Genomic DNA, 22185 nt, shown 5'->3' on the forward strand with positions numbered 1-22185 from the left:
AAAAAAAGACCTCAAAATAAAGATCAATTTGAGCGTCTACTGCTGAGATGTTATGAGATTCGACACAACCTGCTGCATATCCAATTGCCCTTCAAACACATGGAAGCCGACTTGCAATTTGGTGTTTCCGCCTTGCTTTTGGAGTTCAGTGGCAAATGCTTTGCGGTCCGTAATCAGTCCAGATTTGACGAGAAGCTCGCTAACAGCGGTTGCATCAAGATTTGGCTGTACATAAACAACCGTTCTAACAACGGTCTCTGTTTTAGGCTGATCTTGAGGCTTAGCTGCTGCTAGTTTGTCCGCTTCTTCTTTCACCTTTTTTTGAACAGAAGCATCCACTTCCGCTTGCGTATACATTTTAGTGCCTAAATCAAAAACTTGATAGTATTTAGCCGCTTCCTCTTTCAACTTCTGAGGATCCATTTCGTCAAGAGCTAAACCAGATTTACCCGGTGCGCTTGCCCGAACAGACATCACTTGCAGCAATAAGGCCCCGACGATGATCCCAGTCCCAATTCCTAAAAGATACGAACGATTTTTAAGCACGGGTCATCTCCTCCTGTCGGGAAAGCTGTAAGATCAAACTAACCTCACCTTTATTCATCCCTAATTTCTTCGCGATAGCTTCAACGCCTTTTCCTTGATCGTGTAGAGAAAATAGCTCCGCATATCGGCTTTTCATACTCAAGCCTGCGTAGACTGGCTCATCTTCAGCAACAATGGATTCTTCAACCAAAGTTTGGGGTTCTCCCGCGGCTACCTGTTGACCGAGTTCTAAACCAATCGTAGAAATTGCAACTGAATTTCCTTGATCTTTGAAATGCACTTTGGTCAACTCTTGAGAAAGCTCATGTTTCTGCTTCTCCAGGGTTTCAAGCCTGCCCGCCAGCTTCGCGAGTTCAACCTCATAATCTTGTTTCGTCTTCGAAAAAAGATCCAACAGCGATTGATTTTGCTCGTCCATCTCTGCGGCAAAGTGTTCTATCGTTTCCTCAATCTCTTGAACGACTGTCATCTTGCCGGAAGCTGCCATTTGTTCCTTAGGCAGAAAACGTGCATAAACGATCACGACCAATCCTAGAAGTACGACATACATCCACGGCTGCATAGCCACTTATGTTCACCTTTTTCTTTAAATGAAATAACGCCTTATAAGGATAAATCAATATGATGCCCTTTGTATGGATGATTTGATTGATGCTCCTGTCCAGTAGTTGCCGATGACGAAGTTTTTTTGTTCCTAGGCTTTCTCTCTGCCATCTGCTGCTTCTGCCCGCCTTGACCATTGATATCCGTCCTGGCGCTTTCTTCAAGCTTACTGCTGCGTTGACGATCTTTTTCAGTTGACTGTGCCGCCTGATTTTCTAAGATCGTTTCATCTTGGCGCGGTTTCTGCATCAGTTGATTTTGACGAATTCCCGCCTCATCGTTCTTGTGTACAGCGAACTGTAAATCGATGGCTTTAAAACTCATCGCTTACCCACTCCTTCACTCACACGTAAGCACTCATTGAAATATCTCCCTCATGCAAACGGAACGTCATTCGATTCGTTGTATCTTTGATAAATTTCGTATAACGCCCAATAACAATCTTAGTTCCCCCGTAAACGGTCGACAAAACTTCAACCTTAGCTTGTTCGGAATCTTCTAATGATTTTTCGATCTCAAGGATACGTTCCTTAATCGTATTTTGCTCTTCAATACCTTGCTTCTTCGTATGGTTCAATTTAACGCGCATCGCTAGTTTGTCCGGAGTAAGTTGACCGGCAGCAGCCAATGAATCCAGCAATAAGAGGGCTTTATCTGTTTTGTCCATATTCTCCATAAGAACCTTCAACTGATTTCGCAAATGAATCATTTCATTACGAAGTTCCGGCAATACACCTACTTCAATGACCGTTGTGGTTGACATCGAGTTTCCGATTGTACGTGCTGTCACACGCTCTCCTGCCTGTATGGTTCCCCCAACAATGAGTCCCTTAGCTCCATTACAATTTACAGCTTTACCAGCTCGAATGGTTGAATGCATAATACTCTGAGAAACTTTTAATTCCCCTAATAGTTCAACTGTCGCATCTTGAATAAAAGAGCTCTTTACATTTTTCCCGGCTTTAACAAAAGCTTTGTTTTGACCTACAATACCGGCATTTATCTCAATAGAACCATCCGCTTCAAGCTCTGCGGCTTCTACGCCCCCAGTGACACGAATATCGCCGGAAGCACGGATTTTAAACCCTGGAAGCACATTGCCGCGGACAACTACAGTACCGATAAAATCAATATTTCCAATATGATAGTCTACATCCCCATTCACTTCATACACAGGAAATACATTAATTTTATCTCGATCTGTTTTTACAACCATCCCGTCAATCAAGGCATATAGCGCTTTTTGTTCGGCGTCTGTGATCACATTCTTACCGATTTTGAAACGAGCTTCTTTCCCAGCTTTCGTAAAAATCGTCTCGCCGGTTACTGCACGTCCCGGGGTGCCTTCGGTAGCTAAGAAACGCTGTCCAATTAGCTGCCCTTTTTTCACATTATTTAAAGATACTACTTCTTTATAGTTTACCCTGCCGTCATCCAGCTCTTGAGGTTTTTTGTCATTCCCATCCAAATCAAACGTATAAGAAATATAGCCGTTAGCGCCTGGCTCTGCCTTCGTCCCAACAGCGATAGTAACTTTTTGTTGATAAAAAGCTTTAGGATTAGCAGCTATTTGAGCTAGCAGCGGTTGATTCAAGCCATGTACAATACGGTTTTTTCGAGTTAATTCTTCCAACTCAGCAATTGTTAACTTTAAAGTATCATCGATATTATTAATAAGTAAAAATGCTGACAATTTATCATCCGAGATGGAAATACTGATGTAATAATCTAAAGGCATGTTCCTCTCAAGCATGGAATTCCACCCTTCAACTTTAGCAAGTTTATGTTATGTATCCTGGAATAGCTGATTCTTAAACCGGCTAAGTACGCCCTTTAAACGAAGAATCGCTTTCGAATGTAGTTGCGAAATGCGCGAAGGAGATAAGCTCATCACTTCGGCGATTTCACTTAAAGAGAGTTCCTCAAAATAAAATAACGAAACCACAGTACGTTCCTTCTCTGTCAAACGTTCAATAGCTTTGGCGAGCGAATCTTTCAAATAAAATTCATTTACTTGAAACTCCGGATTCTTCGCTTTCTCATCGACAAGTAATGAAAGCCGCGTTTCCGAATCTTCTTCTCGAATTGGATCATCGATCGAACACACCGTCGTAATTGAAATATCTTGAAGCATCTGTTGAAAATCTTGCTCACTAACCTGTAAATATGCACTAATTTCGGCATCTGTTACAGAACGAAGATACTGTTGTTCGAGCTTTTGGTAAGCATCTTCAACCTTTTTGGCCTTTTCTCGAACAGAGCGCGGGACCCAATCTCCTTGCCTGAGGCCATCTATGATCGAGCCACGGATTCGCCAGGATGCGTAAGTTTCAAACTGAAGACCGCGGGCATAATCAAATTTCTCCACGGCATCAATAAGACCCATCACGCCATAGCTGGACAGGTCCTCTTTCGAGACGCTTTTAGGTAGTCCTATGGCGAGACGTCCTGAAACATAATCGACTAAAGGCAAGTAACTCTCAATCAATGCCTGCTTAGCGGGAACCCAGCCTTCCTCTTTCCACTGCTTCCATAAGTCGAAATTCGCTAGTTGTGATTGCTTTTGTTCGATCATGATTTACGTTTCACCATCCTTAGTCTTCTGACATTCGCCTTAAGGCACCAGCCAGTTGTTCAGGGTCCAGATTATTCTTGGTGACTAACTTAGGTGGATTCAGTGGTGAAAATTGCATGTCAGCTGATGAAGGCGAATGTTTATTACCCATATTAGCTTTCAATAGTTCACGTGTTTCCTCATCTTCTTCTGGGGTTGTCAAATCCAAAGTTTGACCAACGGATGAGTCTGTCGTCATATTCGCATGCTGAGCGTGTCCTGCCGCGTGTTCAGCCCCAAGCATCAGACCTAACACCCAGCGAAATCCAAAAGTAAGAATAAATAATATTAGAAAACTGTATACCGTTTTCAGACAGGAAGTTAGCAATAAATTATTGCCAATCGATAAACAAAAAGTTAATAAACCCGCCAAGCCTGCTACTATGAAATTTAGTCGAATAGTACCAATCATCATTAAATTTCTTTCACTCCTAATTGGACGCTTCGAATGACTAGAATGCCGGTTTCACTATTAAATTCTATCGTTCGACCGTAATTCGCTCCCGTATCCTCCGCACGAATTGGAATTCTGTATTTATTCAACATTTCCTTACAGGATTCTACATTTCTCGGGCCAATTCTCATCGTATCATTATTTCCTGCGAATGCAAACATTTGGGCACCGCCGGCAAGCTTAGCCTCAAGTTTATTAACGCTAGCTCCGAGCTGCTCCATTCGGGAGATTAACTCAGGAATGGCGGTGTCCGCATATTTCGCAATGTTTAACGAACCTTCCCGGGCGATTTCTGAGGATGGCAACATGACATGTGCCATTCCCGCTACTTTCGCGCGGCTATCATAAAGCGTAACCCCTACACATGAGCCTAGACCCGTTGTTTTCAACACACCTGTCAGGTGAGCAACATTCAAGTCAGCCATGCCTACTTTAATCAAATTATCTTGGGTCATGAAGAATCTACTCCTAATGCCGAAAATATTTTGCCAAACGATTCCGGATCAGGAATTAGGAAGAAATGCCCTTGTACTTCACTTTCCCCTTCCAAAAATTTGGTGTCGATTAGGAGAGCCTGATCTCCCATTTGACCAAATTGCAATAAACCATAACTTAATATGGCACCTGCCATATCAATCGCTAATGCTGGGACTGTAGGCTGCATGTTCAAGTTAGTAAAATCAGCAAGAGAAGAAAGATAGGATCCGGCAAGGATATTGCCTATTTCATTTAAAGCAGATAACTCCAGCTCAGAATACTCTTCTTGATCTTCAATTTTCAAACCGATAAGATCCCGTAGTATATTCTTGGCGGCATCTAAATTGAGGATAAAGAACATATTTCCTGGAGCGTCTCCTTCTACTCTTAAGAAAATGGCCAGAACAACCGTCTCAGCCCCGCCAACACTTTCACAAATTTCTTCAAAAGGAAGCATCCTGACTTTGGGTACAAGCATATCGATCGGTTTGTCCAATAGTGTAGATAGGGCGGTAGCCGCATGCCCCGCACCTATATTGCCAACTTCCTTGAGAACATCCATTTGAAAATCTGCCAACTGACTAAAAACGTCCACAAGTTAGTCCCCTAATCTTTCTAACTGTAAAATTTCGTCGCGGTTTAAAACCTGCTCTAAATTAAGCAGCACTAGCAATCTTTCCTCGCCGACACGAGCTATTCCATCCAGATATTTCGCTTTGATTCCGCCAACAATTTCTGGTGGAGTATCAATGTTATCCGTATCCAGGTCAATCACGTCATTAGCTGAATCTACGATTAATCCCACTTCAAACTCGCCTGCTGACACAATGATAATCCGAGAAGCATCAGAAATCGCTTGCTCTTCAAGTCCAAAACGTGAGCGCAGATTGATAATCGGAATAACTACACCACGAAGATTAATCACACCTTTAACGAATTCAGGTGCTTTTGGGACACGTGTCATTGGCTGCATTCTTTCAATCGTTCTGACTTTCTCGACTTCCACGCCATACTCTTCCGATCCAAGTGCGAAGACGATTACTTTTTTTTCTTCTCCCATTGTAAGATCCTCCTTAGAATTATGTAGTTATTTAATCAATGCGTTTGGATCAATAATCAAAGCCACTTGCCCATCTCCAAGAATCGTCGCGCCAGAGATCGCAAATAGTCCTGTTAAATACTTACCTAATGTTTTGAGAACAATCTCTTGCTGGCCGATAAATTCATCCACCATCAAGGCAACTTGCTTGTCCCCTTTGCGAACAACCACAATTTCAGTTTCCTCTTCCAGATCCTCATTGAAATCCGGCACTTCAAACAATGTGCTCAAAGATACGAGAGGAATAACGGATTTGCGGTAATCCACCATTTTGTTGCCATGGATGTTGCGAATTTGACTCTTCTGAATCGCAGAAGTTTCCACGATAGAGGATAACGGAATCGCATATTTCTCGCTGCCAAGCCGTACTAACATAGCCGAAATAATAGAAAGTGTAAGCGGAAGCTGAACAGAGAATTTACTTCCTACACCAGGCTTCGAGTCCACTTGCACATGTCCGCCTAGCATTTGGATTTTGGTTTTCACGACATCAAGTCCTACGCCGCGACCAGAAATATCTGAAATTTTTTCTGCAGTACTGAAGCCAGAGGCGAACAGTAAGTTGTAAACTTCTTTATCCGTCAGCTTTGCAGCTTGCTCAGCAGTAACAAGTCCATTTTTCAGAGCTGTTTTTAATACTTTCTCTCTATAAATGCCTCTTCCATCTTCTTCAATTTCGATAAATACATGATTGCCGCTATGGAAGGCACGAAGTTGGATCGTTCCATGTTCGCTTTTCCCTACAGCTAAACGGTCACTGATTGACTCAATACCATGATCAACCGCGTTACGCAGCAAGTGGACCAGCGGGTCACCAATCTCATCGATAACCGTACGGTCTAACTCCGTTTCCGCACCTGTAATCACTAAATCTACTTTCTTATCAAGTGATTTCGCCAGATCTCTGATCATCCGCGGGAAACGGTTGAATACAGAGTCTACAGGCACCATGCGAAGTTTAAGCACAATATTTTGCAAGTCGCTGCTTACTCTAGACATGTGTTCGACGGTTTCTGTTAAATCATTGCGCTTAACTTCACTCGCCAGCTGTTCCAAACGGACACGGTCAATCAGCAACTCGCTAAAAAGATTCATTAATGCGTCAAGACGCTCAATATCAACGCGAATTGTACGGCTTGCAACAGGTGCTCCGCCAGCTGCCGGTTTAGCTGCTGCCACTGGTTCCGCCACAATCGGAGTACTCGCTACAGCAGCAACTGGAGTTGGCGCCTCTACAGCTGCTACTGCAGCAGCGATTTCTTGCCTTGCCGCCTCAACTTCACTGCGAGGACGTGATAATTCTACCAATGACTCGGAATCAACCGTAATAATTACAGCAGATTCAATCTCTGAAACATTAAGAATTTCTTTTTCTAGAGTCGCGTGATCAACTTTCGATATAAAATAGAGCGAGAATGAGCGATCGAATTTCTCTTGCTCGATCTCTTGCACGGATGGCGTCGCTTTGACGATCTCACCCATTCTTTCCAATGCATCAAATACCATATAAGCACGCGCGGCTTTTAGTACACAGTTCTCATTGACGTTAACTTCTACGTAGAAAACAAGAAAACCCGCATCAATGGATTGCTGAAGAATGGAAAATTGAAATTCGTCTACTTCAATGCCTTTAGCAGGTTCCTTAACTGCCGCAACAACCGTTGTTGAAGCTATTTTGTATTCTCCAGTCACAATGGACCGCAGAGATACGACAATCGGAGTAACATCCGCTTTTCCTGTGCCACCTTGAATAATGTCTTCTACCATTGATTCTAAGGAATCTAAACTTTTAAAAATACAGTCAAAAATGAAATCATTCATTTCGATTTTACTGTTTCGGACCATGTCCAGAACGTTTTCCATTTCATGTGTGAGAGATGCAATGTCCTCAAATCCCATTGTTGCAGACATGCCCTTCAACGTATGTGCAGAACGAAAAATATTATGTACAATACTAATATCTTGAGGGGTGCTTTCTAAACTTAGTAAGTTCTCATTCAAAGATTGCAAGTGTTCTTTCGACTCATCGATAAACATGGATAAATATTGACTAAGTTCCAAAACCACACACCTCCAATAGGATCTTTAAGTAACTTGCTTGCATTGTTCCATCAATCAAGGAAGTACACATTGCGTCAAGCGGGCAGCAATACCGTGCTGCGGAAGTACATGCATCGCCGCTTGCATCTCTACGGCAGCCCGAGGCATGCCATAAACTACACACGTTTCTTCAGACTCCGCAATGGTTGTTTCTGCACCCGATTGCCTTAAGGAAAGCATTCCCCTGGCGCCATCGCTACCCATCCCCGTCATCAGGACGATGTGCCTCTTCAACTCATTCAGGCCAAGCAAGGACTCAAAGAGGGCATCCACCGAAGGACGGTGGCCAGAACGAGGATCTTCTTTTGTTAATTTAATTTTGTATGTATGATTAAAATCTTTGTATACAATCATATGCCAACCTCCCGGAGCAACATAAGCCGTTGCCGTTTTGAGAACATCCCCCTCTGCTGCTTCTACAACTTGAATCTGAGAGATGTCGTTCAAACGCTGAGCTAATGACTTCGTGAAATTAGGCGGCATATGTTGGACAATCAGGATTGGAGCAGGAAACCCTGCCGGGATATTGGAGATCACTTGGTGCAAGGCTCGTGGTCCACCCGTAGAAGTTCCAATTGCAACAAGATGCTCAAATTTCGGTGAACTCTCTGTATTCGTTTTTTTTGCTTCTAACTGCTTCAACGTACTGACTTTATTAACTTGAGGTGGTGTTAAATTACTTTTAGGTGCCACGGTTGGCTGCTGAATAGGCTGAAATGATCTCAACTTGGTTCGAACAGCCATTTGCAGCTTTTCGTGCAGCAGCTGCTTCACTTTATATAAGTCCAATGAGATCGAACCCGATGGCTTTCGAATAAAGTCGACAGCACCCCATTCAAGCGCTTTAATCGTTTCTGCGGCCCCTTCCTCAGTTAAAGAGCTTATCATGATAACCGGAGTTGGCTGCTCTGCCATAATGCGCTGCAGGGCATCCAACCCGTTCATCACAGGCATTTCTACATCCATTGTGACGGCATCAGGTCGTAAAAGCTTCACTTGGTCAATCGCTTCTTGTCCGTTTTTGGCTGTTCCAATGATGTTATACTGAGGATTATCTGAAATCAGATCGCTAATTATTTTTCGCATAAAGACGGAGTCATCTACAACTAGTATGTTATATTGTGCCATGGTGTTCCCCTCCCTTTATGTGCTAATTCGACATAACTCGCTAAATTCCTATTTCAAAAGTCGCATCATTTTATTCAAAAACCCCTTGACACCAGGTGAAGAAGTATCAACGACGTGATAACCTTTGATATAATCGACTACAAGCGACTGTAAGCTTCTAGCAGCGAGCGAGTTTGGAAAAGCAATGGTAAAGGGAACTTGCTTTTTGACAGCTTTTGACACGGACACATCATCTTCCACAAAACCTAGTGTAGGAACCTGGATGCCTAAGAATTGTTTGGCTACCAAAGCGATTTTGTCCGCTGTTTGCTTGCCTTCTTTTCGATCCGTAACCCGGTTTATAATTAACTTAAAGGACACATCGTGTCCCATTGAATTAACCATTTTGATGATGGCATAAGCATCAGTAATGGAAGTTGGTTCTGGGGTCGTCACCACGAAAGTTTCCTCAGCCGCCAAAATGAATTTCAATGTTTCTTTTGACAAACCTGCACCCGTGTCAAAAATGATGAAATCCACATAACCGTTAAGCTGCATAACTTGCTCAGCAAAGTAATCAAGCTCGTCTTCCGTTAAACGAAGCAGATCGTTAAAACCAGAGCCGCCTGCGATGAAATCTAAATCATTCGAACCTTTTTGGATGATTTCCCAAATGGTTTTTTCCTTTTTCAACAAATGATACAAATTGTACTTAGAGGAAATGCCCATCAGCACATCAATATTGGCAAGCCCTAAGTCGGCATCAAAAACAAGAACCTTATAACCTTGGGACTGAAGCGCTAAAGCAAAGTTCAGCGTAACATTCGATTTCCCTACGCCGCCCTTTCCGCTAGTCACGGTAATAATCCTGGTCGTTTTTGTGCCTTTATCATTCTGAATTTGAACCAGGTTCCGTAACCCTTCTGCTTGATCCTTCATGCTCTAGGTTCCTCCAATAAAAAATCAATGATTTGCCGCTCATCCAATTCCGTAATGTCATCCGGTACGCTCTGACCATTGGTCACATACGAGATTTGAAGGGAGAACTCATGAACAATATTAACAATAGCTCCGTAAGAATCCGTTTCATCCATTTTGGTGAAAATGACTTTATCCAGCTTAAATTTGTTAAAGTTGTTCGTAATTGCCCTCATATCTCTGTATTTCGTTGTTAAGCTAAGCACGAGGATCGTCTCGCTGCTGCCTTGAGTTTTGAGCAATGAATTAAGCTCCGAGACATACATTTCATTACGAAAATTGCGACCGGCTGTATCCATGAAAATAACATCACAGTCCTCTAAGTTTTGAAATGCTTTTACTAAATCTTGCGGGGAAAACACAACTTCTAATGGAACGTTCAAAATGGTGGCATATGTTTTTAATTGTTCGATAGCCGCAATACGGTAAGTGTCTGAAGTAATAAAACCAACCTTGCGTTGATATTTGAGCACTTGCTCAGCAGCCAATTTCGCAATGGTCGTCGTCTTACCGACTCCGGTCGGCCCCACAAAATGAACAACACGCGTATTCGGTGAAATTTTCTTGCCATGGTCGGACTGAAAAACTTGCCCCAGCTTAGCTTTCACCAGTTGTAACGCACTTTCTTCTGTCACCGGCTCATCTGCAAGTTGAAAATCAGCGACAGTCTCATCCATAATTTGGCGTATTAGCTTCGGGTCAACTTCTTGATCACTTAATCGCTGTTCAAGTTTTTGAAGAGGCTCAGGGAGCGCGAACACATCCGAAGCTTGTGTTAACTTCTTCATCATTTCTTTCATCTGTTTAAGTTCCTCAATAAGCTGCTCATCTTTTTGGTAGCTGATCTTATTAGGCGCATTAACTGATGCCGGTGTATAGGTTTGTTGCGGCGTTTGAGTAAAATTTGATGGTGCATTAGCACTAAATTTTGCAGTAATAGATTCATTTACTGCTGAAACATTCACGAGTACATCCGGAACTTCCGGAAAATCCGACTGATGAGGCTGTGACTTTGCCGCATACACTTGAGAAATTACTGGCTGCTGCTTCTGTTGCTGAAGTTGTGGTGTCACCTTGGGTGCAATCGGTACTGCATTCGAATTCGTATTATCAATTGCAGCTATCACTTCAATCTTTTTCTTGCCAAACATACCAAGAAATCCGCCTGTGCGAATTTCTTTGGTGTTAAGAATTACTGCATCCTTCCCTAAATCAGTGCGGATTTTCTGTAACGCATCAGGCATGGAATCAACGACATATCTTTTTACTCTCATAAATTGACTACCCCCATGCTCTGAATCTCTACGCTAGGCTCTAATTCGCTGTATGATAAAACGGGAATATCTTGCAGCGTTCTTTCAAGCAGTTGTCTCAAGTACATACGAATCGTTGGAGAGGTTAAAATAACAGGCTGTTGCCCGGATTGAATTAATTTACTTACTTGCTCGCTTACGCGATGATAAATAATTTGTGATGAGGACGGGTCAAGCGCCAAATAACTTCCCTGATCGGACTGCTGTACAGAATCAGCAATTTTCTTTTCTACTGACGGACCTACTGTAATGACTTTCAGCGAATCCCCTAATGACGTGAATTGCTGCGTAATCTGTCTGGATAATGATTGTCTGACATATTCCGTCAAGATCTCAGGGTCTTTCGTATAAGAGCCATAATCGGCAAGTGTCTCTAGAATAGTAACCAAGTCGCGAACGGAGATTTTCTCCTTAAGCAGCTTAGCCAACACTTTCTGAACATCACCAATCGACAATACGGAAGGGATAAGATCATCCACAAGCGCAGGATAAGATTCGCGAACATTGTCGATGAGCGCTTTCGTTTCTTGGCGTCCAAGAAGCTCATGTGTATGTTTCTTAATAACTTCTGTAAGATGAGTAGCTACTACAGAAGGAGGATCAACAACCGTGTATCCTGATAACTCGGCTCGCTCTTTCGTCACTTCATCAATCCAGATGGCAGGCAATCCAAAAGCAGGCTCGGTTGTTTCAATACCGGAAATTGAATCATCATCTATTCCTGGGCTCATGGCCAGATAGTGATTAAGGAGTAGTTCGCCGCGTGCCACTGTATTGCCTTTAATTTTGATGATATACTCGTTCGGGCGCAGTTGAATATTATCGCGTATGCGAATGACAGGTACGACTACCCCTAATTCAAGTGCACATTGCCTACGAATTAATATAATCCGGTCAAGTAAATCTCCACCTTGCTGTGTATCTGCCAGTGGAATTAAGCCGTAACCAAATTCAAATTCAATCGGATCGACTTGCAGTAAGGAAATAACACTTTCAGGACTTCGCACTTCCTCGATTTGCTGCTCTTCCACCAATTGTTCTTCTTTGATGGCTTCTCGTTCCAAGTTCTTTTGCATTTTGTATCCGGCGAAAACCAACAATCCGGCGATCGGAAAAGTCGTAAACCAATGAATCGGTGTAAAAATCCCCAGCATCACTAGCGTTCCTGCAACAATATAAAGTAGTTTAGGTTGTGAAGTTAGCTGCTTGGTCACATCATGACCTAGGTTTCCTTCTGAAGACGCTCTTGTCACGATGATACCAGCAGCTGTTGAAATCAGTAGTGCTGGAATTTGTGAAACGAGTCCATCCCCAATCGTTAGAATTGAGAAGGTTTGAAGTGCTTCGGAGAAATCCATGCCTTTCATCGTCATCCCAATGATAAAGCCACCAATCAAATTGATGACCAAAATGACAATACCAGCAATAGCATCCCCTTTTACGAATTTGCTGGCACCATCCATAGCTCCGTAGAAATCAGCTTCTCGCTCAATTTTCTGCCTACGTTCCCTGGCTTGAACCTCATTAATTAACCCGGCATTTAAATCCGCGTCGATACTCATTTGTTTCCCCGGCATCGCATCGAGCGTAAATCTAGCCGCAACCTCGGCAACGCGCTCAGAACCTTTGGTAATTACGATGAATTGAACCAAGACAAGGATAAGGAATACTACAAATCCTACGACGATATTTCCTTGCGCTACGAAAGAACCAAAAGTTCTGACCACGTCGCCTGCTTCTGCATGAGACAAAATATTTCGTGTTGTAGACACGTTGAGCGCTAACCGAAACAACGTAGTGATCAAAAGCAGAGAAGGAAAAATAGAAAACTGCAAGGCTTCTTGCGTGTTCATGGCAACCAAGATAATCATTAAAGCAATTGAGATATTAATTATAAGAAGAAAATCCAACAAAGGGATTGGAACTGGTACAATCATCATTAAAACAATACCAATAATGCCTATAAGAACGAACAAATCCTTGACTCTCATTAGATTGTACCCCCCTTCTTATTAATTCGTTTTGCCCTTCATTTTATATACATACGCCAACACTTCTGCGACAGCTTGGAACAGCTCAGCCGGAATTGAGTCTCCTATTTCCACCTGTGCAAAGATCGCACGAGCAAGCGGTTTGTTTTCCATCGTAATAATACCGTTGTTTTTGGCAACTTCTTTGATTTTCAATGCAACGTAATCGGCGCCTTTTGCAATAACGGTAGGGGCTTGCATATTGGTGGAATCATACTTAAGAGCAACTGCAAAGTGAGTTGGATTCGTAATAATAACATCCGCTTTGGGAACTTCCTGCATCATTCTCTGCATAGCCATCTGACGCTGTTTTGAACGGATCTTTCCTTTGATGAGGGGATCCCCCTCACTTTTCTTATATTCATCTTTGATGTCCTGTTTGGACATTCTAAGACTTTTCTCATGTTCATATTTTTGATAAATATAGTCAAAAATGGCAAGCACAATGAGAACTGCTCCGATCTTTATACCTAGCTTTAAGGTAACCGCGGCGATAAACGAGAATGTGCTTTCCAATGGAGCATGTCCCAACCCCAACAGTTTAGCTTTTTCCCCCATTAACGTCGTATAAACAACATAACCGATAATGGTCATTTTCAACATAGACTTTAAAAATTCCATCACTGTTCGTAAAGAGAAGATCCGTTTAAATCCTTCTAAAGGATTAATCTTGTTGAATTTCATCATCAGGGGGTCACCGATAAACATGAATCCGACTTGCGCATAATTCGCAATAAAAGCGATAATCACAGCAAGCAGAAAAATAGGACCTAAGATAAAAAATCCTTGCTTGACCAAATCGGCGAAAAGTGCGTGAACATTGCTAGCCGTAATATCCATCGTCAGTTCATTCTCATAAACATTGCGAAAGATGTTAATTATCTTCTCTTTCATGTATCCGCCAAACATTAGAAACGACAAGAAAGAAAAGAGCAAAATCAGTGCTGCGGGTAAGTCCATACTTTTCGCAACTTGCCCTTTCTTGCGTGCATCTTGCCTTTTCTTCGCCGTAGCTGGCTCCGTCTTTTCCCCAGCAAACCATTGTAAATCAAGCTGCAAACGACGTTGTTGGGACACGGCTTTCCTCCTGCCTAGGGAGATGGTTGCTGTGTTCCACTGATGAGCCCAAGCAGCTTCTCCATGTTTTCGAAAATAGTTGAGAACAAAGATTGGAATTGTGAAATTAACTCCGGGAATAAAACAACTAATAAGAAAAACCCTAAAATCATTTTAAGCGGCGCTCCGATAACAAAAATGTTAAATTGTGGAGCAACCCTCGTTAACAACCCTAATCCTAAATCTGTTAGAAAAAGTGCGGCAATAATTGGCGCAGCAAGCTGAAACGAAAGATATAACATTTTGGTCAAAGATTGGAACAGGAATTCAGAAATTCCACCGCTGTAGATTCGAGCAAACAACTCGTTGTCCAACGGAACCCACTTATAACTATCCATGATCGCTCGAAGTAGGTAATGATGGCCGTCAAATGAAAGGAATAACAGCACGGCAATCATATACTTGAGGTTACCTAACATTGGCGTTGAAGCCCCTGTTAGCGGGTCTATTACGCTGGCCATACTGAAACCAATTTGCATATCCATCAGAGAACCGGCGGTTTGAATAACCGAAAAAAAGAGATAGGCAAGAAAACCAAGTAAAATGCCGATCAGCATTTCACGAATAATCAATAGAACATATTCACCATCCATAGGAATGGGCTTATCCAACCCCATGCTCGCAAAAATTAGAAATGAGATGAATACGGAAAGACCGATTTTGAACATCATCGGCACGTTTCTAGAAGATAAAATCGGTACCACGACAAAGAATGATGTAATTCGACAAAAGATAAGCAAAAAAATAGGGATTGCCTGAAAAACTAATGTCATCGCGCTCACAACCTATCCAACGAATTTGTAAAGGTTGTTGAGTAAATTGAACGTAAAATCAACCAGTGTGTTCATGATCCAAGGCCCAAAGATGAGGATTGACAGCAGTACAGCGACGATTTTGGGAACAAAAGCTAGCGTCTGCTCTTGAATCTGGGTCGTCGCCTGAAAAACACTTATGATCAGACCCACGACAAGCCCAATGACAAGCATGGGGGCACTCGCTTTAAGCACCGTATAAACAGCTTCACCAGCAATTCGTATTACAAATTCCGAACCCATTTCAGAAACCTCCGATATCTTGATCCTCAACTATAGCTTAGGAGTAATGATCTCACCACAAGATACCAGCCATCTACCAAGATAAAAAGTAGAATCTTAAACGGCAATGAAATCATAACAGGTGGCAGCATCATCATCCCCATTGCCATCAAGGTACTGGAAACGACCATATCAATGACCAGGAACGGAATGAATATCATGAATCCCATTTGGAAAGCAGACTTCAACTCGCTAATTGCATAAGCTGGAACTAATGATGTTAGCGGAATATCTTCCACACCTGTAGGTGCCTTTGCCTTGGTGTAATCTAGAAATAACTTTAAATCCTTCTGACGCGTATGCTTGAACATAAACTTCTTCATTGGCAATGAAGCCTTCTCGAAAGCCTGGGTTTGATTAATTTCACCCTTCATATAAGGTTGAAGAGCTACTTGATTCACTTCTCCCAAAGTTGGAGACATGATAAAGAAGGTTAAAAACAGAGCGAGTCCGATTAGAACCTGGTTAGGTGGCATCTGCTGGGTTCCTAGTGAAGTACGGACGAAACCGAGCACAATGACGATTCGTGTAAAACTAGTCATTAGAATGAGAAAAGATGGTGCAAGACTCAAAACGGTTAACAGCAGCAATAGTGTGACTGTGTTAGATGACCCTCCGGCAGTCCCTCCAGTCCCAATGTTTACGTTTAAACCTGGAATTGGATTGTTAGGATCGGTCTCCGCAGCAGATGCTGTCAAAGAGAGTAGAAACACAGAAATCAACACAATGAGAAGTGTAAAAACTAGTTTATTTCGTTTCATTCATCATTCAACCGATCTTTTTGTTTTTGATCAGAAAGCCATTCTTCTACATTTCGATTACGATTAGTTACACGTTGGAGCTTGTCATGAAATACTTGCTGAAAGGCAGAGTTAATTTCTACTTCTTCTTCGATGTCTTTTTTTCTAGTTGGCAGTTTACTAATCCACTTGCTAACAGATGCGAATCCCATTCGATCATCCTGAGAAGAGATCAGAAGCTCAGTGATGTATGCTACTTCATCGGCGTCATTGATTTTATCCAACAGCTGGATGTTATCTCCGACGCCAACTACGAAGAGCGAATGTCCAATTTCAACGATTTGTATGGATTTATTTTGGCCTAGGGGAACTCCACCTAAAGATCGAATTGAGTTCCCAAACATTGTTCCTCTATTTTTCTTCGCTACGTATCTAATTAACACATAGAAAAGGAGAATAATTAAAATTAAGAAGAATATGACCTTAAAAATCATACCAAACGTCCCCGTTGGATCGGTACTCGGATAATCCGTTGTTGGAAGTCCTTGTCCGGGTTCTGTTTCAGCAAAACCGACGGACCTTGTATACAACATTGCGGTGAAACCGAGTATGCCTGTTAGCAGTCTTTTCGAGCAGAGTCTTTTCATATCCACAATCCTTTCGGTGTATGTAAGACTCGACCGAACGAAGACGGCTTAACCTAGAGTCTTTTTAATAGCTTCAATAACACGGTCTGCTTGGAAAGGCTTCACGATAAAGTCCTTCGCACCAGCTTGAATGGCATCAATGACCATTGCTTGTTGTCCCATTGCTGAGCACATAATTACTTTCGCGCTAGGTTCAATCTTTTTAATTTCTTTCAAAGCTTGAATACCATCCATCTCTGGCATTGTAATATCCATTGTAATCAGATCCGGTTTCAACTCTTTGTATTTTTCGATAGCTTGTGCACCATCATTCGCTTCTCCACAAACCTCGTAACCATTTTTTGTCAAAATATCACGAATCATCATTCTCATAAAAGCTGCATCATCTACAATTAGAATACGGTTAGCCATGAATAAAGTCCCCCTAAGATTAAATTATTGTAACTTTTGAATTCGTTCCCACTGGTTCACAATGTCGGTTACACGAACTCCGAAGTTTTCATCGATGACAACGACTTCGCCCTTGGCAATCAGCTTATTGTTAACTAAGATGTCTACCGGTTCACCTGCTAGCTTATCCAATTCGATAATCGATCCCTGGGAGAGTTCCAAGATGTCTTTAATCACCTTGTGTGTTCTGCCTAATTCTACAGTTACCTTGAGCGGTATATCCAGTAGTAAATTCAGGTTCGTATCATCCGTTTGCCCTAATCCACCTGATTGCAAATTTCCAAACTGAACAGGTTGGACATTGACATTGCGATTTGGCATCCCGCCATAAGAAGCAGGTGGCTGCTGGTACATAGGTTGCTGCGGCGGATACATCGGCTGCCCCATTGGTGGCTGCATGGGTGGTTGCATAGGCTGCTGGTACATAGGTTGTTCATACACAGGCTGCTGTTGTTGATACATAGGTTGCTCATACACAGGTTGAGCAGCTGCAGGGGGCGGTGTATGTACTTCCTGCATAGGTGCTGGTGTAGGCGCCGGTGTTTGTGCAGCAGGTGCAACTTCCATCGAAGCATCAGAATCGCCACCCATGAGGATCGATACCATTTCTTTGGCGAAAGGAACAGGTAATAATTGCATGATATTAGAATCAATAAGGTCGCCAATGATAAGTCGGAACGATATCTTTATAAATACGTCCTCGTCGGGTAGTTTTCCTTCTCCTTTCGACAAATTTAATATGTCGATTCCTGGAGGTGAGATATTGACAAATCGATTAAATATGGTAGACATCGATGTTGCAGAAGATCCCATCATTTGATTCATCGCTTCTTGCACGGCACTTATATGAATTTCGCTTAGATGTTCATCTCCGCCAGTACCGTCTCCACCCATCATTAAGTCAGCAATAACTTGGGCATCGCGCGTTTTGATCACTAACAGGTTAATGCCATCAAAGCCATCCACATAGTTTACATGTACAGCCACATGTGGTTTCGGGAATTGCTCTTGCAATTCATCTTTACTGATAATCGATACCTTTGGCGTCGTGATGTCGACTTTTTTACCAAGCAAGGTAGAAAGAGCTGTAGCTGCGCTGCCAAATGTGATGTTACCAATTTCACCTAGTGCGTCTTGTTCTAAGGAAGATAAAAAATCTTCCACTTGAGGAGACCCATGAAAAGAAGAGGCTGAACTATCGTCCGAAGACTGTCTCAACAAAGCATCGATCTCTTCCTGGGACAAATAATCTCTATTATTCGTCATAATCTTCTTCTCCTTCATTTACGATATCTGTAATTTGAACAGCCATCTTTCCTTTTAAGGTACCAGGGCTACCGAGATATTTCAGCTTCTCGCCCACTTTGACTTGAAGCGATTCTTCGACGGATTTTTGCAGCGGGATCACATCGCCGACCGTTAAGCCCAAGAAATCTCGAATGGAAATTTCGGACGAACCCAATTCTGCAATGAGGGGTAGCTTGGTTTTTTCCAAGCGGGATTGAAGTGCTTCCACTTCTTCAGGTGCTCTCGTCTTCTTCTGTGAAACAAACCAGTGATGCACAGAAAGTCGAGGCATAATTGGTTCGATGACCACATGCGGTATGCATAAATTGATCATCCCTGTTGTATCACCAATTTTGGTACTCAATGAGATCAATGCGATCGTTTCATTGGGCGAAACAATCTGCATAAACTGTGGATTTGTTTCAAGTGCCTCTAATCTAGGCTGAATATCAATAACAGTTTTCCATGCTTCCTGCAGGCTGTCGAAAGCCCGGCTAAAAATACGTTCCATTACAATAGTTTCAATCTCAGTTAAAGCATTAATCTTCGTAGGCGTTGTACCTGCACCGCCTAACAAACGATCTAACATCGCAAAAGCAACATTGGGATGCACTTCAAGTACCATCCGACCCTCTAAAGGCTCCGCTTCAAAGATGTTCAAAATGGTCATTTTCGGGATCGAACGAATAAATTCATCGTAAGGCAATTGTTCAACCTGAACTACACTAATTTGTACAAACGTACGTAGCTGCGCTGAGAAATAAGTGGTTAGGAACCGCGCAAAGTTTTCGTGAATTCGAGTCAAACTTCGAATATGGTCCTTGGAGAAGCGTACAGCTCTTTTAAAATCATAAGCCCTTACTTTCTTCTGCGTCTCTTCTTTTTTAAGTTCATCCGCATCCATTTCGCCAGAGGACAATGCCGCCAACAAGGCATCGATCTCATTTTGCGACAAAACATCAACCATTAGAGTCACCTCCTTTTAGCAAAATCAATAGCAGATTTATTGAAGCACTTTATCAGTTATCCAAATTTGCTTTATTTTACCGTCGTGCAGCAGTGGGTTTAATTTGTTCATTAACGTAGCCGTTAAACTATCTGACCCTTTGCTTCCTTCGATTTGATCCTTAGTTAAATCTCCCAGTGTTTGAACGATCGTCCCTTTCACCGCTGAGTCTAACAAACTGTCAAATTCCGTCTTGCCTTTTGAGTTTTCCAATTCAAATGCGAAACTAATTTTAATGAAATTTTGGCTGCCTGATAAATTGGTCAAAATATCTTTGATGATTGCCGTGTTCGCCTTTACCGCTTCAGCAGAAGGTGCTTTCGTTGGTTTCACACTTGCAACAGCATCTTGTGCTTGTGCCGCAGGATCTTTGGATTGATTACTTTTCTCCATAAAATTCCACAAAACGAATGCAGCGGTCAAAATTAATGTGATAGCAATTAAAATTGATACGATCAGTATGAAAATTTTATTCTTAAACAATTACGAACCCTCCGCATCCCTTGACATAATCGTCGCTCGTACTGAGCCAATTTCCTGCATGTAGGTCCGCACTAGGCTTACCACGACCTCTGCTTTCTCAAGAACTGTGATCTTCTTCCCTGTCGTCAAAGTAATCATGGTGTCTGGCGTCTCTTCAATCAATTCAATTAAAATAGCATTAAGGATGATGGCTTTACCGTTTAAACGAGTGAGAGAAATCATGCTTCTCCTCCTGCATCAGGATAAGGGGAGACTAGCTCCCCTCTGTCATTTCAATGAAAATTAACGTTTAAGATTTACGACCTCTTGAAGCACTTCATCCGAAGTTGTGATAATACGGGAGTTTGCTTGGAAACCACGCTGAGCGATAATCATCTCTGTGAACTCTCCAGTCAAGTCAACGTTGGACATTTCTAGTTGTCCAGAAATCAGTGTTCCTGTTCCGGTTTCTGTGTTACCAGGAGCCCCAACCTCAATCGCACCCTCCGGATTAGCATTCGCTGTCATACGGTACAGATTGCCGCCAATTTTCTCAAGACCAGATGGGTTAACAACTTTGATGATGCCAATTTTTTGGCCAGTCGCAACCGTTGCACCTGTCGTGTCAACACCGATAATATCGCCGTTTTGAGAGATTGAGAACGATACGATATCATCCGGAATCACGATCGGACCAGCACCATCAGCTCCCATGACATGAAGGCCCTCAGCATTCACCAAGTTTCTAGTTGGGTCTAAAGTAAAGTTTCCGGATCTCGTCAAATATGGGGCATCTGTTTGTTCTGTAGTTCCTACTGCAAAAAATCCATCGCCATTAATACGTAAATCCGTAGGAACGTTCGTTGTCATCGCACTTCCAGCGGTATGTACGGTGTCAATTGAAGCTACGCTTACACCTAAACCAACTTGCTGAGCATTCACGCCGCCACGGTTCTCATCAGCTGCACTAACGCCAGAAACAGTTTGGCTAAGAATGTCTTTAAACATAACGCGGCTTCCTTTAAATCCGATGGTGTTTACATTGGCGATATTATTACCGATAACATCTAATTTCGTTTGAAAACCACGCATACCTGAAACACCAGAGTATAAAGATCTTAACATCTTACTAGCCTCCTAATCGGATTAAAATAACGTAAACTATGAGCTGCTTCTTTCGCTCCACAGCTCCAGGCCTCCTGTGCGGTCGAGCCTGTTTATGTAGATATAATGATTGCACTGTCGATCTGTGTAAAAACATGTTCACTCATCGCGTTCCCGTCAAGCGCCGTAACAACAGTTCGGTTAGGAACATTAACAATCAATGCATTTCCGCCTAAAACCATCAGTGCATCCTTAGCGCCTTTTGCTGCTACCTTATCGATCGCTTTGCTAAGACTATCCAGCTGCTCCGGCTTCAGTTGAATACCTCGCTCTTTCAGCCTAACTTCTGCATGGTGACTGAAACGAACAAATTGCTCCTGAAGAAGCTTTTGAAATGTAGGATTACCGGATGCAGGTGTGGATACCGGTTGCTGTACAGGTGTTCGTCTCGTAGACGCAGGAGAAACCGCATTAGGATAAAGCTGCCCTATGGATATTCTCTCTGTCATTTGGTTTCTCCGGCATCCTCAATCTTCTTGAGTTTGTCCAGAGAAATTTCCACTCCCTTCACATTGGCAAATTGATTGCCGTCCTTGAACGTGATGGAGTCAACGACGCCCGACTTTTCGACAGAAGCTCCGGTGGAGTCCGTATCATCCCAAGTGATCGATTTTCCAATCAAACCTGAAACAAATCCCAAAGATTGACGCATGAGTTTCATCTCACCGGCCATATTGGTCAATTGCTCAACGGAAGTGAACTGAGCCATCTGGGCAATAAACTCTTTATCTTGTAAAGGTTGTGTTGGGTCTTGATTCTGAAGTTGGGTAATTAAGATTTTAAGAAAATCGTCTTTACCTAACGTGTTGTTATCTTTGTCTTTCGTTTTGACATTTTTCCCAGCATTGATTAAATCTGTAACGTTACCTGTGATGGGGTTTGTATCCATACTTTCACC

27 protein-coding genes are annotated in these 22185 nt (G+C 42.5%); all 27 read right to left on the bottom strand.

Features of this window, described 5'->3' with window-relative positions; genetic code table 11:
* Positions 1-36 precede the first annotated feature (36 nt).
* Positions 37-546: an MltG/YceG/YrrL family protein gene (locus GON05_RS19840; RefSeq protein WP_157321201.1), complete on the bottom strand. Its 510-nt coding sequence runs from the start codon at positions 544-546 to the stop codon at positions 37-39.
* Entirely contained in the window at positions 539-1108 is a 570-nt protein-coding gene (locus tag GON05_RS19845) for a hypothetical protein (protein ID WP_157322244.1), read from the bottom strand. The genes GON05_RS19840 and GON05_RS19845 overlap by 8 nt, the downstream gene beginning before the upstream one ends.
* 41 nt (positions 1109-1149) lie before the next feature.
* Positions 1150-1473 (bottom strand): hypothetical protein, encoded by a 324-nt coding sequence (locus GON05_RS19850; RefSeq protein ID WP_157321203.1) that lies wholly within the window; start codon positions 1471-1473, stop codon positions 1150-1152.
* 19 nt (positions 1474-1492) lie between these two features.
* Positions 1493-2902, bottom strand: a complete 1410-nt coding sequence (locus tag GON05_RS19855) for a DUF342 domain-containing protein (protein WP_157321206.1) — start codon at positions 2900-2902, stop codon at positions 1493-1495.
* A gap of 33 nt (positions 2903-2935) precedes the next feature.
* Positions 2936-3724 carry a FliA/WhiG family RNA polymerase sigma factor gene (locus tag GON05_RS19860; protein WP_157321209.1) on the bottom strand — a complete coding sequence of 263 codons (789 nt, stop codon included), beginning with the start codon at positions 3722-3724 and terminating at the stop codon, positions 2936-2938.
* A 19-nt stretch (positions 3725-3743) separates the two neighbouring features.
* Positions 3744-4178, bottom strand: a complete 435-nt coding sequence (locus tag GON05_RS19865; RefSeq protein ID WP_157321212.1) for a hypothetical protein — start codon at positions 4176-4178, stop codon at positions 3744-3746.
* Complete coding sequence (locus GON05_RS19870; protein WP_127451035.1) at positions 4178-4672, bottom strand: chemotaxis protein CheD; 495 nt, start codon at positions 4670-4672, stop codon at positions 4178-4180. The genes GON05_RS19865 and GON05_RS19870 overlap by 1 nt, the downstream gene beginning before the upstream one ends.
* Entirely contained in the window at positions 4669-5256 is a 588-nt protein-coding gene (locus tag GON05_RS19875; RefSeq protein ID WP_157322246.1) for a chemotaxis protein CheC, read from the bottom strand. Before GON05_RS19875 ends, GON05_RS19870 begins: the two co-directional genes overlap by 4 nt.
* Before the next feature lie 36 nt (positions 5257-5292).
* Positions 5293-5754, bottom strand: a complete 462-nt coding sequence (locus GON05_RS19880; protein ID WP_157321214.1) for a chemotaxis protein CheW — start codon at positions 5752-5754, stop codon at positions 5293-5295.
* Positions 5755-5781: 27 nt separating this feature from the next.
* Positions 5782-7854: a chemotaxis protein CheA gene (locus tag GON05_RS19885; protein ID WP_157321217.1), complete on the bottom strand. Its 2073-nt coding sequence runs from the start codon at positions 7852-7854 to the stop codon at positions 5782-5784.
* 54 nt (positions 7855-7908) lie between these two features.
* A complete protein-coding gene (locus GON05_RS19890; RefSeq protein WP_157321219.1) occupies positions 7909-9021 on the bottom strand; it encodes a protein-glutamate methylesterase/protein-glutamine glutaminase in 1113 nt (370 codons plus the stop codon).
* Positions 9022-9069: 48 nt separating this feature from the next.
* Positions 9070-9939, bottom strand: a complete 870-nt coding sequence (locus GON05_RS19895) for a MinD/ParA family protein (RefSeq protein WP_157321221.1) — start codon at positions 9937-9939, stop codon at positions 9070-9072.
* Positions 9936-11252, bottom strand: coding sequence for a flagellar biosynthesis GTPase FlhF (gene flhF / locus GON05_RS19900; RefSeq protein WP_157321223.1), 1317 nt, complete (start codon positions 11250-11252; stop codon positions 9936-9938). The genes GON05_RS19895 and flhF overlap by 4 nt, the downstream gene beginning before the upstream one ends.
* Positions 11249-13282 (bottom strand): flagellar biosynthesis protein FlhA, encoded by a 2034-nt coding sequence (gene flhA, locus GON05_RS19905; RefSeq protein ID WP_157321226.1) that lies wholly within the window; start codon positions 13280-13282, stop codon positions 11249-11251. Before flhA ends, flhF begins: the two co-directional genes overlap by 4 nt.
* 21 nt (positions 13283-13303) lie before the next feature.
* Positions 13304-14398: a flagellar biosynthesis protein FlhB gene (gene flhB, locus GON05_RS19910; RefSeq protein WP_181646152.1), complete on the bottom strand. Its 1095-nt coding sequence runs from the start codon at positions 14396-14398 to the stop codon at positions 13304-13306.
* A gap of 14 nt (positions 14399-14412) precedes the next feature.
* Positions 14413-15210 (bottom strand): flagellar biosynthetic protein FliR, encoded by a 798-nt coding sequence (gene fliR / locus GON05_RS19915; RefSeq protein ID WP_157321228.1) that lies wholly within the window; start codon positions 15208-15210, stop codon positions 14413-14415.
* Between the two features lie 12 nt (positions 15211-15222).
* Positions 15223-15492, bottom strand: coding sequence for a flagellar biosynthesis protein FliQ (gene fliQ / locus GON05_RS19920; RefSeq protein ID WP_157321230.1), 270 nt, complete (start codon positions 15490-15492; stop codon positions 15223-15225).
* Between the two features lie 26 nt (positions 15493-15518).
* Positions 15519-16292 (bottom strand): flagellar type III secretion system pore protein FliP, encoded by a 774-nt coding sequence (gene fliP, locus GON05_RS19925; protein ID WP_157321232.1) that lies wholly within the window; start codon positions 16290-16292, stop codon positions 15519-15521.
* A complete protein-coding gene (locus GON05_RS19930; protein WP_185157232.1) occupies positions 16289-16864 on the bottom strand; it encodes a flagellar biosynthetic protein FliO in 576 nt (191 codons plus the stop codon). The genes fliP and GON05_RS19930 overlap by 4 nt, the downstream gene beginning before the upstream one ends.
* Positions 16865-16966: 102 nt before the next feature.
* Positions 16967-17329: a response regulator gene (locus GON05_RS19935; RefSeq protein ID WP_127451060.1), complete on the bottom strand. Its 363-nt coding sequence runs from the start codon at positions 17327-17329 to the stop codon at positions 16967-16969.
* Between the two features lie 24 nt (positions 17330-17353).
* Positions 17354-18634, bottom strand: coding sequence for a flagellar motor switch phosphatase FliY (gene fliY, locus GON05_RS19940; protein ID WP_157321236.1), 1281 nt, complete (start codon positions 18632-18634; stop codon positions 17354-17356).
* Complete coding sequence (gene fliM / locus GON05_RS19945) at positions 18624-19622, bottom strand: flagellar motor switch protein FliM (RefSeq protein WP_127451064.1); 999 nt, start codon at positions 19620-19622, stop codon at positions 18624-18626. Before fliM ends, fliY begins: the two co-directional genes overlap by 11 nt.
* A 36-nt stretch (positions 19623-19658) precedes the next feature.
* Positions 19659-20144 (bottom strand): flagellar basal body-associated FliL family protein, encoded by a 486-nt coding sequence (locus tag GON05_RS19950; RefSeq protein WP_157321239.1) that lies wholly within the window; start codon positions 20142-20144, stop codon positions 19659-19661.
* Positions 20145-20366, bottom strand: a complete 222-nt coding sequence (locus GON05_RS19955) for a flagellar FlbD family protein (protein WP_127451068.1) — start codon at positions 20364-20366, stop codon at positions 20145-20147.
* 60 nt (positions 20367-20426) lie between these two features.
* A complete protein-coding gene (gene flgG, locus GON05_RS19960) occupies positions 20427-21248 on the bottom strand; it encodes a flagellar basal body rod protein FlgG (RefSeq protein WP_157321241.1) in 822 nt (273 codons plus the stop codon).
* A 92-nt stretch (positions 21249-21340) separates the two neighbouring features.
* Complete coding sequence (locus GON05_RS19965) at positions 21341-21736, bottom strand: TIGR02530 family flagellar biosynthesis protein (RefSeq protein WP_157321243.1); 396 nt, start codon at positions 21734-21736, stop codon at positions 21341-21343.
* Complete coding sequence (locus GON05_RS19970) at positions 21733-22176, bottom strand: flagellar hook capping FlgD N-terminal domain-containing protein (RefSeq protein ID WP_127451074.1); 444 nt, start codon at positions 22174-22176, stop codon at positions 21733-21735. The genes GON05_RS19965 and GON05_RS19970 overlap by 4 nt, the downstream gene beginning before the upstream one ends.
* Positions 22177-22185: the final 9 nt, after the last annotated feature.

Source organism: Paenibacillus anseongensis, assembly GCF_009757995.1.
Lineage (GTDB): Bacteria > Bacillota > Bacilli > Paenibacillales > NBRC-103111 > Paenibacillus_E > Paenibacillus_E chondroitinus.

What these genes read in the sequence shown, in the direction of transcription:
- GON05_RS19845 (WP_157322244.1), bottom strand. Translation starts at nt 1,108, where the DNA reads ATGCAGCCGTGGATGTATGTCGTACTTCTAGGATTGGTCGTGATCGTT.
- GON05_RS19850 (WP_157321203.1), bottom strand. Translation starts at nt 1,473, where the DNA reads ATGAGTTTTAAAGCCATCGATTTACAGTTCGCTGTACACAAGAACGAT.
- GON05_RS19855 (WP_157321206.1), bottom strand. Translation starts at nt 2,902, where the DNA reads ATGCTTGAGAGGAACATGCCTTTAGATTATTACATCAGTATTTCCATC.
- GON05_RS19860 (WP_157321209.1), bottom strand. Translation starts at nt 3,724, where the DNA reads ATGATCGAACAAAAGCAATCACAACTAGCGAATTTCGACTTATGGAAG.
- GON05_RS19865 (WP_157321212.1), bottom strand. Translation starts at nt 4,178, where the DNA reads ATGATGATTGGTACTATTCGACTAAATTTCATAGTAGCAGGCTTGGCG.
- GON05_RS19870 (WP_127451035.1), bottom strand. Translation starts at nt 4,672, where the DNA reads ATGACCCAAGATAATTTGATTAAAGTAGGCATGGCTGACTTGAATGTT.
- GON05_RS19875 (WP_157322246.1), bottom strand. Translation starts at nt 5,256, where the DNA reads ATGGATGTTCTCAAGGAAGTTGGCAATATAGGTGCGGGGCATGCGGCT.
- GON05_RS19880 (WP_157321214.1), bottom strand. Translation starts at nt 5,754, where the DNA reads ATGGGAGAAGAAAAAAAAGTAATCGTCTTCGCACTTGGATCGGAAGAG.
- GON05_RS19890 (WP_157321219.1), bottom strand. Translation starts at nt 9,021, where the DNA reads ATGGCACAATATAACATACTAGTTGTAGATGACTCCGTCTTTATGCGA.
- GON05_RS19895 (WP_157321221.1), bottom strand. Translation starts at nt 9,939, where the DNA reads ATGAAGGATCAAGCAGAAGGGTTACGGAACCTGGTTCAAATTCAGAAT.
- flhF (WP_157321223.1), bottom strand. Translation starts at nt 11,252, where the DNA reads ATGAGAGTAAAAAGATATGTCGTTGATTCCATGCCTGATGCGTTACAG.
- flhA (WP_157321226.1), bottom strand. Translation starts at nt 13,282, where the DNA reads ATGAGAGTCAAGGATTTGTTCGTTCTTATAGGCATTATTGGTATTGTT.
- fliR (WP_157321228.1), bottom strand. Translation starts at nt 15,210, where the DNA reads ATGACATTAGTTTTTCAGGCAATCCCTATTTTTTTGCTTATCTTTTGT.
- fliQ (WP_157321230.1), bottom strand. Translation starts at nt 15,492, where the DNA reads ATGGGTTCGGAATTTGTAATACGAATTGCTGGTGAAGCTGTTTATACG.
- fliP (WP_157321232.1), bottom strand. Translation starts at nt 16,292, where the DNA reads ATGAAACGAAATAAACTAGTTTTTACACTTCTCATTGTGTTGATTTCT.
- GON05_RS19930 (WP_185157232.1), bottom strand. Translation starts at nt 16,864, where the DNA reads ATGTTGTATACAAGGTCCGTCGGTTTTGCTGAAACAGAACCCGGACAA.
- GON05_RS19935 (WP_127451060.1), bottom strand. Translation starts at nt 17,329, where the DNA reads ATGGCTAACCGTATTCTAATTGTAGATGATGCAGCTTTTATGAGAATG.
- fliY (WP_157321236.1), bottom strand. Translation starts at nt 18,634, where the DNA reads ATGACGAATAATAGAGATTATTTGTCCCAGGAAGAGATCGATGCTTTG.
- fliM (WP_127451064.1), bottom strand. Translation starts at nt 19,622, where the DNA reads ATGGTTGATGTTTTGTCGCAAAATGAGATCGATGCCTTGTTGGCGGCA.
- GON05_RS19955 (WP_127451068.1), bottom strand. Translation starts at nt 20,366, where the DNA reads ATGATTTCTCTCACTCGTTTAAACGGTAAAGCCATCATCCTTAATGCT.
- flgG (WP_157321241.1), bottom strand. Translation starts at nt 21,248, where the DNA reads ATGTTAAGATCTTTATACTCTGGTGTTTCAGGTATGCGTGGTTTTCAA.
- GON05_RS19965 (WP_157321243.1), bottom strand. Translation starts at nt 21,736, where the DNA reads ATGACAGAGAGAATATCCATAGGGCAGCTTTATCCTAATGCGGTTTCT.
- GON05_RS19970 (WP_127451074.1), bottom strand. Translation starts at nt 22,176, where the DNA reads ATGGATACAAACCCCATCACAGGTAACGTTACAGATTTAATCAATGCT.